The sequence below is a fragment of the Marinoscillum sp. MHG1-6 genome, assembly GCF_024714475.1.
Classification (GTDB): Bacteria; Bacteroidota; Bacteroidia; order Cytophagales; family Cyclobacteriaceae; genus JAMZMI01.
The window spans coordinates 208,128-223,713 of record NZ_JAMZMI010000006.1 but is presented as its reverse complement, the minus strand read 5'-3'; the positions used below and the strand labels follow the sequence as shown (position 1 = coordinate 223,713).

Annotated in this window: 13 protein-coding genes and 1 rRNA gene; 2 read left to right on the top strand and 12 right to left on the bottom strand. The window is 44.2% G+C overall.

Annotated elements, in window-relative coordinates; translation table 11 throughout:
* Positions 1-172: 172 nt before the first annotated feature.
* Positions 173-284, top strand: a 5S ribosomal RNA gene (gene rrf, locus NXR94_RS14250).
* 609 nt (positions 285-893) lie between these two features.
* Here the strand turns inward: rrf and argJ are convergent.
* The 9 genes from argJ to NXR94_RS14205 all read right to left on the bottom strand — a co-directional run bounded on the left by argJ (position 894) and on the right by NXR94_RS14205 (position 10,623).
* Positions 894-2,111, bottom strand: coding sequence for a bifunctional glutamate N-acetyltransferase/amino-acid acetyltransferase ArgJ (gene argJ, locus NXR94_RS14245; protein ID WP_258105330.1), 1,218 nt, complete (start codon positions 2,109-2,111; stop codon positions 894-896).
* A gap of 87 nt (positions 2,112-2,198) precedes the next feature.
* The gene (argC, locus tag NXR94_RS14240; RefSeq protein ID WP_258105329.1) at positions 2,199-3,236 is read right to left on the bottom strand and encodes an N-acetyl-gamma-glutamyl-phosphate reductase; all 1,038 of its coding nucleotides are present in this window, start codon (positions 3,234-3,236) and stop codon (positions 2,199-2,201) included.
* Positions 3,237-3,301: 65 nt separating this feature from the next.
* Positions 3,302-4,492: an acetylornithine transaminase gene (locus NXR94_RS14235; RefSeq protein WP_258105328.1), complete on the bottom strand. Its 1,191-nt coding sequence runs from the start codon at positions 4,490-4,492 to the stop codon at positions 3,302-3,304.
* Positions 4,493-4,556: 64 nt separating this feature from the next.
* Positions 4,557-5,348 (bottom strand): acetylglutamate kinase, encoded by a 792-nt coding sequence (gene argB / locus NXR94_RS14230; RefSeq protein WP_258105327.1) that lies wholly within the window; start codon positions 5,346-5,348, stop codon positions 4,557-4,559.
* A 34-nt stretch (positions 5,349-5,382) separates the two neighbouring features.
* Positions 5,383-6,474: an alanine/ornithine racemase family PLP-dependent enzyme gene (locus tag NXR94_RS14225; protein ID WP_258105326.1), complete on the bottom strand. Its 1,092-nt coding sequence runs from the start codon at positions 6,472-6,474 to the stop codon at positions 5,383-5,385.
* 6 nt (positions 6,475-6,480) lie between these two features.
* Positions 6,481-7,626 carry an alanine racemase gene (alr, locus tag NXR94_RS14220; RefSeq protein WP_308706272.1) on the bottom strand — a complete coding sequence of 382 codons (1,146 nt, stop codon included), beginning with the start codon at positions 7,624-7,626 and terminating at the stop codon, positions 6,481-6,483.
* Positions 7,623-8,759: an amidohydrolase gene (locus NXR94_RS14215; protein ID WP_258105325.1), complete on the bottom strand. Its 1,137-nt coding sequence runs from the start codon at positions 8,757-8,759 to the stop codon at positions 7,623-7,625. Before NXR94_RS14215 ends, alr begins: the two co-directional genes overlap by 4 nt.
* Positions 8,741-9,190, bottom strand: a complete 450-nt coding sequence (locus tag NXR94_RS14210; protein ID WP_258105324.1) for a GNAT family N-acetyltransferase — start codon at positions 9,188-9,190, stop codon at positions 8,741-8,743. Before NXR94_RS14210 ends, NXR94_RS14215 begins: the two co-directional genes overlap by 19 nt.
* The gene (locus NXR94_RS14205; protein WP_258105323.1) at positions 9,187-10,623 is read right to left on the bottom strand and encodes a sodium:solute symporter; all 1,437 of its coding nucleotides are present in this window, start codon (positions 10,621-10,623) and stop codon (positions 9,187-9,189) included. Before NXR94_RS14205 ends, NXR94_RS14210 begins: the two co-directional genes overlap by 4 nt.
* A gap of 134 nt (positions 10,624-10,757) precedes the next feature.
* On the opposite strand from NXR94_RS14205, the gene NXR94_RS14200 reads away from it, so the two are divergent.
* On the top strand, positions 10,758-11,276 hold the full coding sequence (locus NXR94_RS14200) for a helix-turn-helix transcriptional regulator (RefSeq protein ID WP_258105322.1): 519 nt from the start codon (positions 10,758-10,760) through the stop codon (positions 11,274-11,276).
* Between the two features lie 9 nt (positions 11,277-11,285).
* On the opposite strand, the gene NXR94_RS14195 is transcribed toward NXR94_RS14200, so the two are convergent.
* The 3 genes from NXR94_RS14195 to NXR94_RS14185 all read right to left on the bottom strand — a co-directional run bounded on the left by NXR94_RS14195 (position 11,286) and on the right by NXR94_RS14185 (position 15,390).
* Positions 11,286-13,934 (bottom strand): hypothetical protein, encoded by a 2,649-nt coding sequence (locus NXR94_RS14195; protein ID WP_258105321.1) that lies wholly within the window; start codon positions 13,932-13,934, stop codon positions 11,286-11,288.
* Between the two features lie 154 nt (positions 13,935-14,088).
* Complete coding sequence (gene ttcA / locus NXR94_RS14190; protein WP_258105320.1) at positions 14,089-14,955, bottom strand: tRNA 2-thiocytidine(32) synthetase TtcA; 867 nt, start codon at positions 14,953-14,955, stop codon at positions 14,089-14,091.
* 96 nt (positions 14,956-15,051) lie between these two features.
* Positions 15,052-15,390 (bottom strand): single-stranded DNA-binding protein, encoded by a 339-nt coding sequence (locus NXR94_RS14185; RefSeq protein ID WP_258105319.1) that lies wholly within the window; start codon positions 15,388-15,390, stop codon positions 15,052-15,054.
* Positions 15,391-15,586: the final 196 nt, after the last annotated feature.

Here is a 15,586-nt window from a genome sequence, read left to right as displayed (position 1 = left end):
GGTGGTGGGGTTCCCCGCCGCAAGACAAAGCAGGCAGATACACCAGGTGGTTAAACGAAACCATCAAAGAGTTTATGGTGATTATTGCCGGGCCGCGTAGGTGGTGGGGTTCCCCGCCGCAAGACAAAGCAGGCAGATACACCAGGTGGTTAAACGAAACCATCAAAGAGTTTATGGTGATTATTGCGGCGGGGTCCACCTCTTCCCATTCCGAACAGAGAAGTTAAGCCCGCCAGCGCTGATGGTACTGCCGTAACAGGTGGGAGAGTAAGTCGTTGCCAGTTTATTATTAAGGGATGTTGTTAGTTCAACATCCCTTTTTTTATGTCCATTCCAGATAAGGAAGCCCAATATGCCACGACAGTGAATCGCTCAGTCCATTAGTATGCTTATTGATTCAGATAAAAGATAGCCCTCCGACGGTGAAAATAATGATATGCGTAGTCCGGGACGCGTAGTCCGGGACGCGTAGTCCGGGACGCGTAGTCTGCCGGCTATGCGCCCCGGTTTATTATTAGCCTTCGTGGCTCGGCCTCTTAGAGCAATCTAAGAGGCTTTTTTATGCCCAATTTAGCCGTAAAAGAAAATCTTCATGGCAGGATTAAGAGACAGGCCATTACAAACAGAGAAGTTGACCTGATAGTAATTGTGGGGCCAGCGCATATGGTTCCGCGCTGAGGTCTTGGTGTCTCCATCGCCTGCCTATCGGTCCGGTATATTTTAACTCTTTTTTTTCGAGCAAAACCGTTTAAAAATGAACTCAGGGCTAGATTTTTGGCCTACCTTTTCATCGATGGAAAAGGTAGGATTGAAGATTCTCCTTCGATTATTATGTTCAGCCTTCAGCAGAATGATTAAGCCTTCAAACTGAAATGGATTTCAAGAGTTGGTTATCAGGTTGTATAAACGGAATTGAACATCACATAGTCAGTGGTAAGATCTGTACCCCAACCCACGGCTTCTTCTTTGCCATTGTTCAGTTTAATATGCACATTGATATCCGCAGACTTGAGAATGCGCTTCATTACATAGACTTCTTGTTCTACGGGTGTCCCCTGATCCAGTAGCTTTACCATATTTTTTCCGGTGCCAAGGTAAAGATCTACTTTGTCTGGATTGAATTTCACACCTGCCCGCCCCATAGCGGCCAGGATCCGTCCCCAGTTAGGGTCTCGCCCAAACATGGCGGTTTTCACTAGCGAAGAATCAGATACTACCCGGATCAGCTGACGTGCTTCTTTTTCACTTTTAGCATCAGTGACCTTATACTCGATGAATTTGCTGGCCCCTTCACCGTCTGATACAATTAGCTTTGCGAGATGGATCATGAGTTCTTTGAGCTTATCACGAAAGAGTGCGTAGTTCTTATCTTTTTCGTCCTCGATCAATTTATTTTCAGCCAGTCCATTGGCCATCACCGAGGCCATATCATTCGTAGAAGTGTCACCATCTACAGTAATCATATTAAATGAATCATCCACTGCTTCTTTAAATGCCTTGTCGAGTAGCTTCTGGCTGATGTTCACATCAGTAAATGCAAATGACAGCATCGTCGCCATATTCGGGTGAATCATACCTGACCCCTTGGCAATACCTCCAATATGGATCGTCTTTCCATCAATTTCAAACTCCACAAACCCTTCCTTAGGGAAAGTATCAGTAGTGAGAATCGCATTTGCCGCAAAGCTTCCCGCACGACTATTGTCAGTCACCTTCTTCATGTTCTCTTTGATTCCATCCACAATTGCTTCAGTGGGAAATTCCTGACCAATAATGCCCGTAGAGGCAACCAGTATCTGATTCTCTGGCACATCCAGTTCCTCTGCGGCAGCCCGGACCATTGCCTCAGCACCTTCTCTGCCTTGCTGACCGGTGACTGCATTGGCATTTCCGGCATTGACTACGAGTGCTTTAGCCAGATGCTTACCCTCCTTCAGATTCTTTTTGGATACCTTGATTGGCTCGGCGACCACAAGATTTTGGGTAAACGTAGCCGATACCTTGGCCGGTACTTCTGAAACAAAGATGGCGAGGTCACGTCGCATGGATTTTACTCCGGTGTGTGCTCCCCAGCACTTGATCCCTCGTACGTTTGTTATATTTTGTATCATGACTTTTCAATGTTTGGTATTTGGTAGTGTGATATAGAACACTAGAATTCTAATGTCTAAAATCCATTAGCTAATAGTCTGTATCGTTTATGGCTGTAAAGGTACTTGTCTCAGTCCTGTCGTTTCGTTAAGTCCCATGATAATGTTCATGTTTTGTATGGCCTGTCCGGCAGCTCCCTTCACCAGGTTGTCAATCACACCCATAGTAATAATCGTGTTTGTTCTTTCATCATATTGAGCAAAGACATCACAAAAATTAGTGCCACGTACTTGCTTTAGATGGGGTACGACTTTGCGATAACGCACAAATGGCTCCGCTCCGTAGTGATCCGCAAATACCTTGTCGATTAACTCCTGATCAACTTTCTTCCTGGGCTTAAGGTACGCAGACGAAATGATACCCCGATCTACCGGTAGCAGGTGAGGAGTAAAGAGCACAGTCACTGCTGCCGAGGTGCATTCGCCCACTTTTTCCTGGATCTCAATCGTATGACGGTGGTTGCTCACGCCATAAGCTTTGAAATTGTCGTTGGTATTTGGGAAATGCGTTACTTCCTTGGCTTTCACTCCGGCACCGGTCACACCTGTTTTGGCATCAATCACAATATGATCTGTTTCCACAAGTCCTTCCATCACAAGCGGGGCGATGGGTAGGATAGAGGCGGTAGGGAAACATCCCGGATTGGCTACCAGTTCACTGTCCTTTATTCGGTCCCTGAAAAGTTCAGGTAGGCCATAAACAGCATCTTCTATTCCTTTCGGGAAATGATGATCCATTTTATACCAATGCTCATAATCTGATTTGGATTTCAAACGGAAGTCACCGGAAAGATCGATGATCTTGAATTTTTGATGGTGATTTTTGGCTACAAAATCCATAGACACACCATGCGGTAAAGCAAGGAAGACAATATCCAGATCATAATTGCTGATCTCATTAATGCTTTTCAATTCGTCATCACAGATATTCAAAAACTGCGGATGGACATCACTGAACTTTTCTCCTGCCCGACTTTCAGAAGTTATGATTTTTATTTCTGCATTGGGGTGGTCGGTCAGCAGTCTTACCAACTCCGAACCAGTGTACCCTGTGGCTCCTATTATTCCTATTTTGATGTTCTTCATGTGATTTATGATTTGCTCTGAATTTCAGCAGAGTCACTGTCCCGGACTCCAACTGGTAGCAGGTTTTATTTTCTGTTTTCTTTGATCGACTCGATAAATATTTCCAGCGCTTCTTCCAGGCTTTCCCGGTCAATATTTAGCGGAGGTACCAGGCGGACGATATTCCCTGCGGTGGCGTTAGCAAGTACTCCTTTTTTGAGCATAGTTCCCACAATCGCTTTTGGGTCCATAGATACCTGGATGCCCAGCATGAGCCCGGCACCGCGGATCAATTCAATTTCAGGCAGCTCACTTCGTAGTGCATTGATTTTGCCTTTCAGCCAGGCACCTGACTCGGTCGCTTTCTGAAGTAGGTTTTCTGACTCGATCACTTCCAATACAGCCAGTGCAGCGGCGCAAGCCAGTGGATTTCCGCCGAATGTAGTACCATGATCGCCCCAGTCAATGGCCTGAGCGACTTTCTCCCTTGCCAGAACCGCTCCCACCGGGACACCTCCTCCGAGGCCCTTAGCCAATGTCATGATATCTGGTTTGATGCCGTAGTGTTCGAAAGCAAACATGGTTCCGGTGCGCCCGATACCACACTGGATCTCATCGAATATGAGAGCAATGTTCTTTTTGTCGCATATTGCCCGAACCTGTCTTAGATAATCTGAGTCAGCAGGGTTGATACCTCCTTCGCCCTGGATCGGTTCCAGCATAATTCCACCTACATCATCGGTGATGGCTTCTTTCAGTGCCTCAATGTCATTAAAAGGGACATGTTTAAATCCGCTGGGTATTGGATCAAAACCATTCATCATAGCCTCCTTTCCAGTGGCAGCTACAGTGGCAAGTGTCCGACCATGAAAGGCATTCTTCATCGCGATGATGGTGCCTCCACGCCCGGCCTTGTGACCATATTTTCGTGCGATCTTGATGGCGCCTTCAGCTGCTTCGGCTCCACTGTTGGCCATAAAGGCACGCTCCAGGCCGGAAAGTTGTGCCAGCTTTTCTACAAGCTTCATTTGCGGCTCACTCACATAAAAGTTGGATATGTGGATCAATTTGGCAGCTTGCTCTTCAATAGCATTCACCAGGGTAGGATGCGCATGCCCGATGTTGCTCACCGCTATGCCAGCAAGAAGGTCAATGTATTCTTTGCCTTCTACGTCCCATACCCTACTGCCTTTACCATGATCCAGAGCAATAGGATATCGCTTGAAAGTAGGTAAGTAGTGCTTTTGATCTATTTCGTGTAGTGCTTGATTTGTCATTTTGTACTAAGGTTCCTTTTGTAATAGTGCTTTTGTTCGCTGGTTTTCTTCCCAACCCTTCTGGTCAGGCAGTTATGCTTGTCCCGATGTTTTCTCCATCGAGCACCACTCTTTTAAGCGTGCCCGGTTTCGTTCCATTGATGATCCGGACCTCTTTGGTACCACTTTCTATGGCGACTTCACAGGACTCAATTTTAGGGATCATACCCCCGGCAATCACCGTTCCTTTTAGTTCAGGGATGGTGTCCAGTTTCAGGTGCGAAATCAAGGTTTCCGGAGCGTCCTTATCCATGCAGAGACCATCCACATCGGTCATGACGATATACTGATCGGCCTTAACCGCACCCGCGATGTTGCCTGCGAACATGTCGCCATTGATGTTATAGGCCTGACCGTCTTCGCCACTAGCCATACACGTGAGCACAGTGAAAAAGCCCGCGTCCATCAACTTATTCAATACCTCAGGATTGACATGGTTGACCTTTCCAACCCATCCGATATCTTGCTTTTGACCTTTATCCTCGTGATACATTTTTTCAGCGATGACCAAACCGCCATCTTTTCCGGATAGTCCCACAGCATTTACGCCGCGCTGCTGAAGGGAGCGTACAAGATCTGGATTGACTTCGCCAGTCAAGGCCATTTCAATGTACTTGATGGCCTCATCGGTGGTTTTGCGGTGTCCGCCTACAAATTCTGATTCAATTTTCAATTGGTGAAGGAGGTTATTGATAAACGGACCCCCTCCGTGTACCAACACAGCCCGGTGACCAGCCTGATGGATAGCTGCGATTTCATCCAGTATGGCCTTTTTGATATTGCCGTCTTTCATAGCGTTTCCGCCATACTTGATCACGATTGTTTTTTTGTTTTCGATAATTGAAAGGTTTTTAATGAACGTTTCCTTTTTCGTCTATAATGTGTTTGGTGATGTAGTTTGAGTTGAGCAAGCCCAGAGCCCCCATATACTTAAGCTTGAAGCCAACAAGATCGCCAACCTTATACTTTTTACTGTTTTCGCCCAGGTCAATGACCAGCATATCGGAGCTGGCACCGGACATATCCAGGGTTTCATCTTCAGGGATCAGAAACTCCTCTGACACGTCCAGTCTTCCTATGTCGAGGATAGCTCGGTAGGCTGTTTTGCCGTAATCCTCTTCATCCAATTCATAACTCTCTCCTGAGGGGTTCGAATCTATTTCACCAATGGGCATGACTGGCTTTTTGGTAATTTCTATGATCTGAGCGTAGAGCTTGAAAATGTCTTCTTTCATATCCGGAATTCTTTCCCCGGTGAACAGATTATTTCCGAAGTAAAGAGATTCACCCACACGAAAGTGATTGATTCCTTTTGGGATTTGCTTTTTTGGGATTAATGGGATCACCACACTTGTTCCACCTGTCACCCACGGGATCTTCCGACCAAATTTGGCTTCGATCAACTGCTTATAAAGAGAAAGCTGGATGAGCTTGTCCGTTGATGGCATCACACCGTACAGGCAATTTAGGTTCGCTCCAATGCCTGTTACCTTGATATTAGGCAGACGAAAGACAGATTCGTAAAAATCCATCAGGTGATCTCCCATGATTCCTTCACGAAGGTCTCCCAGCTCGATCATGATGATTACCTTGTGGGTTTTGCCTTGTTTCTTTGCTTCATCTGAGATCCACTTGATGGTTCGATACTCTGTATTGAAGCTGGCATCGGCGTATTTGACCAGGTCTTCGATGATCTCCTGAGCTGGTGGCTTGATATAAACTGTGTCGATCTTGGGATCCAGTTCTTTGAGTTTGGCGAGGTTGCTGATACGGGAGTCGCAAACTTCGTTGGTCCCAAGGTTAATGACTTCTTGCAGATATTTTTCTGTTCCACATAGCAGTTTGGTCACCACTGCCCATTCTATTTCATTCTCCTTGAAGAGTGAATTGAGGTACTCGTAGTTATGTTTAAGTTTATCTCTATATAGATTTAAATATGCCATGGGGTATTATTTTACTTTTCTCGGGATGCTTGAAGGCAATCGAGTCAATAGTTCGTAATTAAGCTGATCACTAAGTTCACTGAAGGAGGAGACGGTGATCTCATGTTCTCCATCCTTCCCAATCAAGGTGACCGTGTCATTGATGGCCACGTCTTCTATATCTGTCACATCTATGGTGATACAATTCATGTTTACAATACCAAGAACAGCGGTTCTATGCCCTCGAACAAGCACACGACCCTGATTACTTAGCGATCGACTGAAGCCATGAGAGTATCCAATAGGGACTACAGCGATCTTCATATCTTTCTGAGCGAGGAAGGTGGTACCATAGCCTATGAATTCACCCATTTCTATGTGTTTGATGCTCATAATTTTGCTCTCCCAGCTTATTAGTCTTTTGAGCGGGTCTATTTTGACTTTTCGGCCTTTCAGGTATTCAATGAAAATCTCTCTGCTTGGCCAGAATCCGTACTGGAGTATACCAATACGTACCATGTCTAGCCGCATTTCCGGAAGTCGGATAGATGCAGCGGAGCAGCAGGTATGTTTCATTTTAGGCTTAAGCCCCATTTCCTCTAAAACCTTGCTCATGTGCAGGTATTGCTTCTTTTGGTGCTGTACCCGCAAGTAGTTACTGATACTTTCCGCACCAGCGAAATGGGTACACAGGCCGGTAAATTCTACCCATTCTTCATTTCTTTTGAGTGTCTCTACAAGTTGCGTGAGGTCTTTTTCATCAAAGCCTGTACGGTTCATGCCAGTCTCCAACTCTATATGCACCAATGCTTTTTTTCCAAGGTGCTGTGCCGCTTCGATAGCTAGCTCTAACCGCATGAAGTCGAAGACAAAAAATGAGATGTTATTATCGATCACCCAGGCGAGGTCACTATAGTCCACATGTCCCATGATCATGATCTCCGTCTCCGGTTTTTGAACCACCTTGATCAGCTCCTTGGCTTCATCGGCACAATAGACAGAAAAATGGTCAAAACCGACACTCTCAGCGATCGGAATGTAGGAACTTAATCCATGTCCATAGGCATTCCCTTTCACCACTGAGGAGATCCGTATATCTTCATGATACAGGTGTTTCAAGAACTTGACGTTCTCAATAAGTGCTGCTCTATTCAGTGTGATCACACTGCTCATTTCAATAGGTTTTTGATAATGCTATGAAACATATTGACGCCCGTTGGGATGATTTTGTCAGGAAAATCATAATCAGGATTGTGAAGCGCCGGGCAATTTTCTCCTGATCCTACTCCAAACATGGCACCCTTAAATTTTTCCGTAAACAGCCCGAAATCTTCTCCCCACTTAAAGGGAGCTTCGCGCTCTTCATATTTATATCTGTTTTGTCGGGCGGCATGACGTATTTCATCAACAGCTTCCGAGTCATTTTCATTCGCGCTAAATTCCTGGGTCCATCGGATAGTCAATCCCAGATCTGCGGCAGCAGCTATATTGCTAACCTTGTTTTCGACCACCTCGATAAATTCCTTCATAACCTCATTATCCCATGTTCGCAGGGTATAGTGTACCTCGCCGTAACCTGCCGAAACGCCGTAGGCCAGATCTCCCATGTTGATATAAATGGGGGTGGCCAATGCAAAATCCGATAGCATCGGATTTGGTTGTGACACTTCCTCAAACATGTCGATGAGCTGACTAATGGCGTGGCCCGGATTAATACCTTTTTCTGGTTCTGCAGCATGGGATGTTTTACCATCCAGGGTTATAATGATGCTTTTTGCAGCCGCTGTAAAGGATTGCTCACGGCAAACAATGTGATGAAGCGGATAACCCGGAAGGTTGTGAAGCGCAAAAACAAAGTTGGGTTTGTAGTTGAACTTTGGGTTCTCCAAAATGGCTTTGGCTCCCTCTCCATTTTCTTCGGCGGGTTGAAAGAGAAGCAGTACTGTACCTTTTGAGATGGGATCGTCCAGTAATGCCTTAGCCAGTCCACAAACGATTGTGGAATGACCGTCATGACCACATTTATGGGATACCCCTTTTGAAATGGACTTATAGGGAACGCTATTGATTTCCTGGATGGGCAACGCATCTATGTCTCCACGGATCATCACCGTGGGGCCGGGTTCATCGCCTTGAAATTCGCATACGAATGCCGTATCACTCAGGTCCTTGATGTTTCGGACGCCGAGTGTCTCCAGAAACTCTTTAATCCTTTTTTTAGTCTGGAGTTCATTACCGGAAAGTTCAGGGTTTTGATGCAGTTCGTGTCGCAACCCTACCAATTGTTTTAAGAGGTTCGTTTCCATCTCATTTCAAGATATTTATTGGTAAATCCTATTTTTTCGTAAAGGATCTTGGCCGGATTGTCTGGCTCTACATGCAGGGCGATATCGCCTTCTGTTGACTCAATTGCCAACTGCATTAATTTTTTCCCAATACCCTTGCCGCGGTAGTCAGCATGAGTAGCTACATATACCAGGATATTCTCGGGTATGTATCCGCCCATACCGGTACGGTTGATTACCACGGCCCCCACAATTTTGTTTCCATCCCATGCAGACAATATGAGACCTCCGGGGTGGTTTCCATAATTGAGGGCATAGTCGACACATCTAGAGATGTCCGCCTTGGCATCTCCATATTCATCGAGGTGTTGGAATAAAAAAGAGATAACGCTTTCTTTTTCGTTGAAGCCCACGGTCTGGGCTGGTAGATATTTTTTGTAGGTAAGATTCATTTTTTAGTTGTTTCAGTGTAAGCAATTTTATTTACCGACAAAAAGCAGATCAACGCGATCAAAAGGCCATAAAAATTCGGGTCAAGACCAAATGGTTTAACGTTGAAGATACTTAATGTAGTTGTAAAAACCCCGCCCGCGATCATCGCGGTAAGTGCACCTGCTTTGGTTGTTTGTTTCCAGTAAAATGCTCCCAGGATTGGGATCAGCAAACCAGAAACCATAAAAGCATATGAAAACAGCATTGCGCTGAGTACGTTCTGTAAAAACAGGGCGATAATTAAGGAGGCAGATCCTAGTCCAAGCGTAGCCCATTGGGAGTATCGAAGTTCACTTTTCTCCATGTTTTCCCCTTTAGGTTTCACACGCAATACATCGGAAAGAAATGCACCGGAGCAGGCCATGAGGCAGCTATCAGCCGTAGACATTACTGCAGAAAAGTAGGAAGCCAGGACCAGGCCCATAAAACCATGGGGTAGGACGGTCCTCAATAGGACAGGTAGTCCAATCTCAGGGTCTATTTCAGACCCGACGGCATATCCAAAATCAGCGAATAGGTTTTGTTCAAAGGCAGCCCTTGCAAATAATCCTAGTCCCACGCCCAAAAAGGCCATAATTGGCCATTCGAAAACACCGGCAATGGTCCAAGCCGTGCGTGCTTCTTTTTCACTCCTGCTTGCGAAAATCCGTTGGTAAAGGGTCATACCCACAAACCAAATAGGAATTATGGTGATCGCCCAGTTTATCAGTTCCGTTATGCTCACATTGGTCAATGTCATCAGCTCAGGTTGAATGGTGGCCTTTAAGCCTGCCCATCCTCCTATAGCCATAAATGCGAAAGGAACTCCAATGAACAACAATCCGCTTATTAAGATGATCCACTGGGCGGTATCTGTGTAGATCACTGCTTTCAATCCACCCAGAATGGTATACCCCACAGCAACCAAACCCATGATGAGTACTGCAGCAGTGAATGAGATCTCCGGGAAAGTCCCCGAAGCCAGTTTTGCTCCAGCCACAATTTGCGAACTGGTAAATCCAAGGTAGCTCACAGCTGTGATGATCCCGGCTGAGACTGCCACCTGCTTACCATAGAATGATTCGAATACCTGGGGTAGGGTGGTGATGTTTTTGAAATTACCCATGGCGTACACCTTTGGGATGAGCCATGCTGAGGCCATCCAGGCCCCAATTAAACCGGTAAATAGTAACCATGAACCGGATAATCCCATGGTAAAGCCAAGGCCACCGAGGCCGATAGAAAAGCCTCCACCAACGTCCGTAGCGACGACTGAAAGACCATTATGCCAGCTGCTAATATCACGTCCTGCTACATAGTAATCATCATGAGATTTATTTCTGTTGAAGAAATAAACACCCACCATGAGTACCAGTACCATGTATACTATAAATATGAGAATGTCGATAATCATCGATCAGTTCTGAACGTTAAAATTGTAAAGATTTTTTACAGATCAAGAAAATAATAGCTATTGCTAATCTGTTTTAGGTTTAATTTTGTGCAAAATTAACGATTCTGATTAGAATTGTAAAATTTTTTTACAAAATGGATAAGCTTTTCGGTAAGAATCTAAAGTTTTTAAGATCCCAGAAAAAACTAAGCCAGGAGCAGTTTGCCTTGGAAATTGGTTTAAACAGAGGGAATATCGCATCGTATGAGAAAGGAACAGCGGAGCCGAGTGTTAATAATCTTTTAAAAATTGTAAAGTTTTTTAACATTGATTTAAGCGATATTGTTGAAAAGGATCTCACGTTATCCAATGAGTTCGCCTCTGAACTGATCGAAGGGGGTAATTCCCTGACCGATAAAGTAGACATGCCTGAAGAGCAAATGATTGAGGAGTTGGAGGTGCATTCCAAGAAAATGGAGAAGTTCCTGACCCAATCTAATGATATGCAGAAAATCGTTGAAGGCTTCAAAAGCTTCTACCTTTTTAAAAAAGCTAAAGGCTCCGTAGATATGGATCGTATGGTTCAGGAGTACGAAAACCTACTTGAAGTAATGGAGTCACTTCTTGAGAGTCATAATGAACTCATTTCTTTTCTGGAAGATAAAGAGTCCTAGTTCGACATCTTATTCTTTTTCTTCCAGGTCACTATCACTTTTGAACAAATCCATTGACAAGCCTCCGCTTTTGATCAATTTTTTCAGGAATAATTCAGCAGGGAAAATCAGCAATGCGACCGAGAGGTTTACTATGAAGTCTAGGATCGGTGAACTTGCAATGGCAAAGAACGAGCCTACTACTGACTGCATTGATTCGATAATCAGTACGATGGTGAGAATAGTCAAACCTTCTGTCAGGAACCTGTTTTGCGCTTTTTTCTGATTAAGCCGGGTTGATATGGCTACGAGAAAGGCGAATATTGCTACCTCTAAGAAGTAAAACCATGGGGTCTGCCAGTAAGGAGGTTCAATGTAAATGGCAATAGGGTCCATTGTTTGAGTTCTTCCGAAAATATCCCTCGATCTGACGTGGAGTTGATATTTCCCATCAGGGAGGTGGTCCAAATCGATGTGATTGTCAGTTGTCCAGGCGGACCAACCCTTATCCATGCCCTCTACATGATATTGGAATTCTACTTTTAGCAGACCAAGGTAATCGGGCTGTGAAATCTCAGCACTTAAATAGTTCTCATCATAACTCAGATCAAAGCTCCCCCTGTAAGAGTTGTATTGAGATTCGGCATAAACGTGTTTATAGAAAATGTTGCTCTGATAGATGTCATTTCTGTCATCCCCGGCCAGGTACCGATAAAATTGATTGTTCTCATCGATAAAGTCTACCTCCCCTTTCTGTTCGCCTTTACTTAAGTACCTCATTTCCGGATACAAGCTGAGATAGGGGTAGATGACCATACTTCCATCTTCTTCTATGAGCTTCCATACTTTTCCATCAAACATCCAAAATCCTCCAGATGGGTCATGTTGATGTTCGACGGGCTGGCCATATTTAGCCAATATGATTGAATCCTGGGTAAGGGTATCATTCGCGTAGCTATAGTGGAAGTAGGCTTCCTTGGTGACAAAGTAGAGGTCTCCGTTAATTTTTGCTATTGTCGGCCTGTCCAGGTATCTATCAGGAAAATCAAATTCTTTAGTGGAGGAAATTCCCTGGGAGGTAATCCCCGTCAGGACCAGGTGATCTGGGGTGACTATCCAGATGGAATCTCCGTGGTCATGGTAGATGGACATTACGAAGGCATCATCGTAATCAAATTCCAGTTCTATGTACTGATGTCTATGTTTCAGGTATCTTTTGGCCTGATGATCGTTACTTACTGTAAAGAATTCGCCATTTTCTTCGAATGGGATGATTTGCTTTACGGATTGATCGGAAATTCTACTGATATAACGGCCATTATATTCGAAGAGCCCCAGGTTTGTTCCTATAAGTAAAACTCCGTCAAGTTCTATCAAAGAGTTGCATTTGCTGATGATTTCCGGTATTTTCTTATACTCCCACCTTGCATACTTAAAGGTCTTTGTTTTTACTGTTTCGTATTTATAAGAATAGTCCGATCGCGATGCTGGTGGCGTAGGTTCAGGCTCAGGTTCCGGTAGCAATTTTCTAAAAATACCGAATAGACCTTTACCCTTCTCGTCCTTGTCATTACTTTCAATAGCAGTGTGTTGCTCGGCTAAATCCTCTTCAAGTGTCTTTTCCTTATTTCGTACTTTGACCCTGTTTTCTGAAACGTTTATGGTGAAGACGCTGTCATAAACGAGCTTGAAAAGGCCGGAACTGGTGCCGACAAACATGTCCCCTCTATAATTGATCTCAGCAAGGAGATTACCTTCAATTCCCTCGTAATTGCTGAGACATTTGACCGGAGCACCCGGATCGATTCGGCTGAAACCAAATTGGTGCGCGATCCATATCCCCATAGACCAGTCAACTTCAATATCCATCACCTCATTGTCAGGGAGACCACTCTCGTAATCAATTTTATCGACGATCTTACCGGTATAGCCGTCCACCATTAAGCACCCCAGATCTTGAGTGCCTACTACAAAAAGGCTGTCATTAACCAGATCAAATTCTATAGCCTCACCAGCTGTAGACGGAACAGGTATCAATCTTCCACTTACGTGATTAATGAATACTTTTCCGGAAATGTCGAGAATAATGTAATTGCCGTTCCTGGCTTTGGTCACCTCTTTTGGAGGGTATCTGTCTGCTACCCAATCATTCGATTTTTGCATGCCAAGCTCAGTCCATTTGTATGATTCTTTGGCTGTTGACACGTACACCTGACCATCAACGATGAATACTGCCTTGAACTCCGAGTCATCCGGGCTGGAATAGTGAACAATTCTATTTTTACGCTCGTTGTAAATGATCAGCTTGGATTTGCTTAAAAAGCAAACACTGTCCCCAAAAATTTTCGTGGAGAAAAAGGATTCATCTACAGCGCTCTTCTTGATCTCGAAGTAATTCAGGCCATCCTTTGTTAGCTTGAGATAACCATAACTCGCATGACAGCCGATATAGATTTTGTTAGTCATCGAATCAATCGCAATCGATTCTGCAGCAGAGGGTGTTTTAATAAATTCCCATTTATCACCGTCATATCTTAAGATACCCGACCTGTTGGCAATGTACATTAGCCCATTCTGGTCGAAGGCCATGTCGAAGGTCGTGTTGTCAACCCCCGGAATGGATGCATTATGGTTCTTAATCGGGAAGTCTCCTTTCTGACCCAGACACAGATATGCCATGAATAAGAAGGAGCATATCAGCAAATAACGGCACATATTTCCAACTTTCAACAATAGTATTTTGGAGGCGGAAAATAGTATTATTTCACGAAAAACATGGGGTTTTTAAGGACTTTTCATAGAAAAGCCTAATTCCTTATGGTAAAGATAATATTTAAGTGCCAGTTAAACTGCTTGAAGGAATGGGACCGCTCCAAAGTTCGGGTTTAAGCAGGAAATCAGGATCAGGGTTTTTCAGAGCATTGAGCATGCTGGATTTAATTTGCTTGTTGTCCTTTTCAAGATTATTCAAAAGCTCTTTTACATATTGCCTTTTCAGGCCATCCTGCGATCCACAGAGATTACAAGGTACAATAGGCCAGTCCTGGGCAGCTACAAACGAAGCAATAGCTTGCTCCTCCAGTGAGTAAAGTGGCCTGATAACACTGATCCCTTCTTTATTGGTTTGGTAATGCGGAGCCATGGAAGCCAGTTGACCACTGTAAAAGGCATTCATCAAAAATGTTTCAAGTAAATCATCTAAATGATGCCCCAGGGCTAGCTTATTGCAGCCCATATTTATTGCTAAGTCATACAGTACTCCACGTCTCAAGCGACTACAGAGGGAACAATAGGTTTTACCTCCCTTGATCTTGTCCACAACCACAGAATAAGTGTCCCGGTACTCTATATGATGTGGGACCTCCCAATTTTTGAATAGCTCGGGTAGTATATGATCCGGAAATCCCGGTTGGCCCTGGTCGAGGTTGACCGCAATGAACTCAAAGTTGATCGGAGCCTTTTTTTGAAACTCCTTAATGAAATGGAGCAGGCAAAGGCTGTCCTTTCCGCCACTGACGGCCACCATAATTTTATCACCTTCTTCTATCATGTTGAAGTCCTGGATGGCACGCCCGATTTCTGAATTGATTTTGTTAAAAAGCTTCTTATCTGTGGAGGTCATTGTAATCGAATCTGCAGCAAATATCCGATAAATGTTTTCAAAGTGGAAAACGGGCAGGGTGATTACGGCCAAAGGCATATTTCTCGCTCGGCATAGCCAAGCGATCTCCGCCTCAGTTGGTTAAAACACCAGTCAGGGCTAAAAATGGGCCGGAGTACTCCGGCCCAAAGGATATTAATTGGATCTCTTATCCAGCATCAACAATTCGTTGAGGTTGATTTCAGTGATATATCGGGTGCTTCCGTCTTTTTCGTAGCTACGGTTAATGAGCTTTCCTTCAACGGCAATTTCACTTCCTTTGGCCAGGTACTTCTCAACTACCTCTACCTTTTTACCCCATACAACAATATTATGCCATTGCGTATCCGTCACTTTTTCGCCTTTGTTGTTGTAATAGCTTTCGTTAGTAGCCAGGCTAAAGGTGGCCATTTTAGTGCCTGATTCGAAGTTTTTGATGGAAGGTTCATTTCCTAATCTGCCGATTAATTGTACGCTGTTCTTTAATGATGTCATAATAATAAATTTTTAATGTTTAACTGAAGTCACTGAATGGCAGATGACTTGTGTCGATCGACATGACAAAGGGAGGAGTTTTAAAAGCGGTATACGGCATATAAACGAAAATACCCGATTATAAACGTTTATAATCGGGTATCTATCTGGAAATTAACTATTTGTATTATTTTCAGAAAAATAGGTTTAATTCATT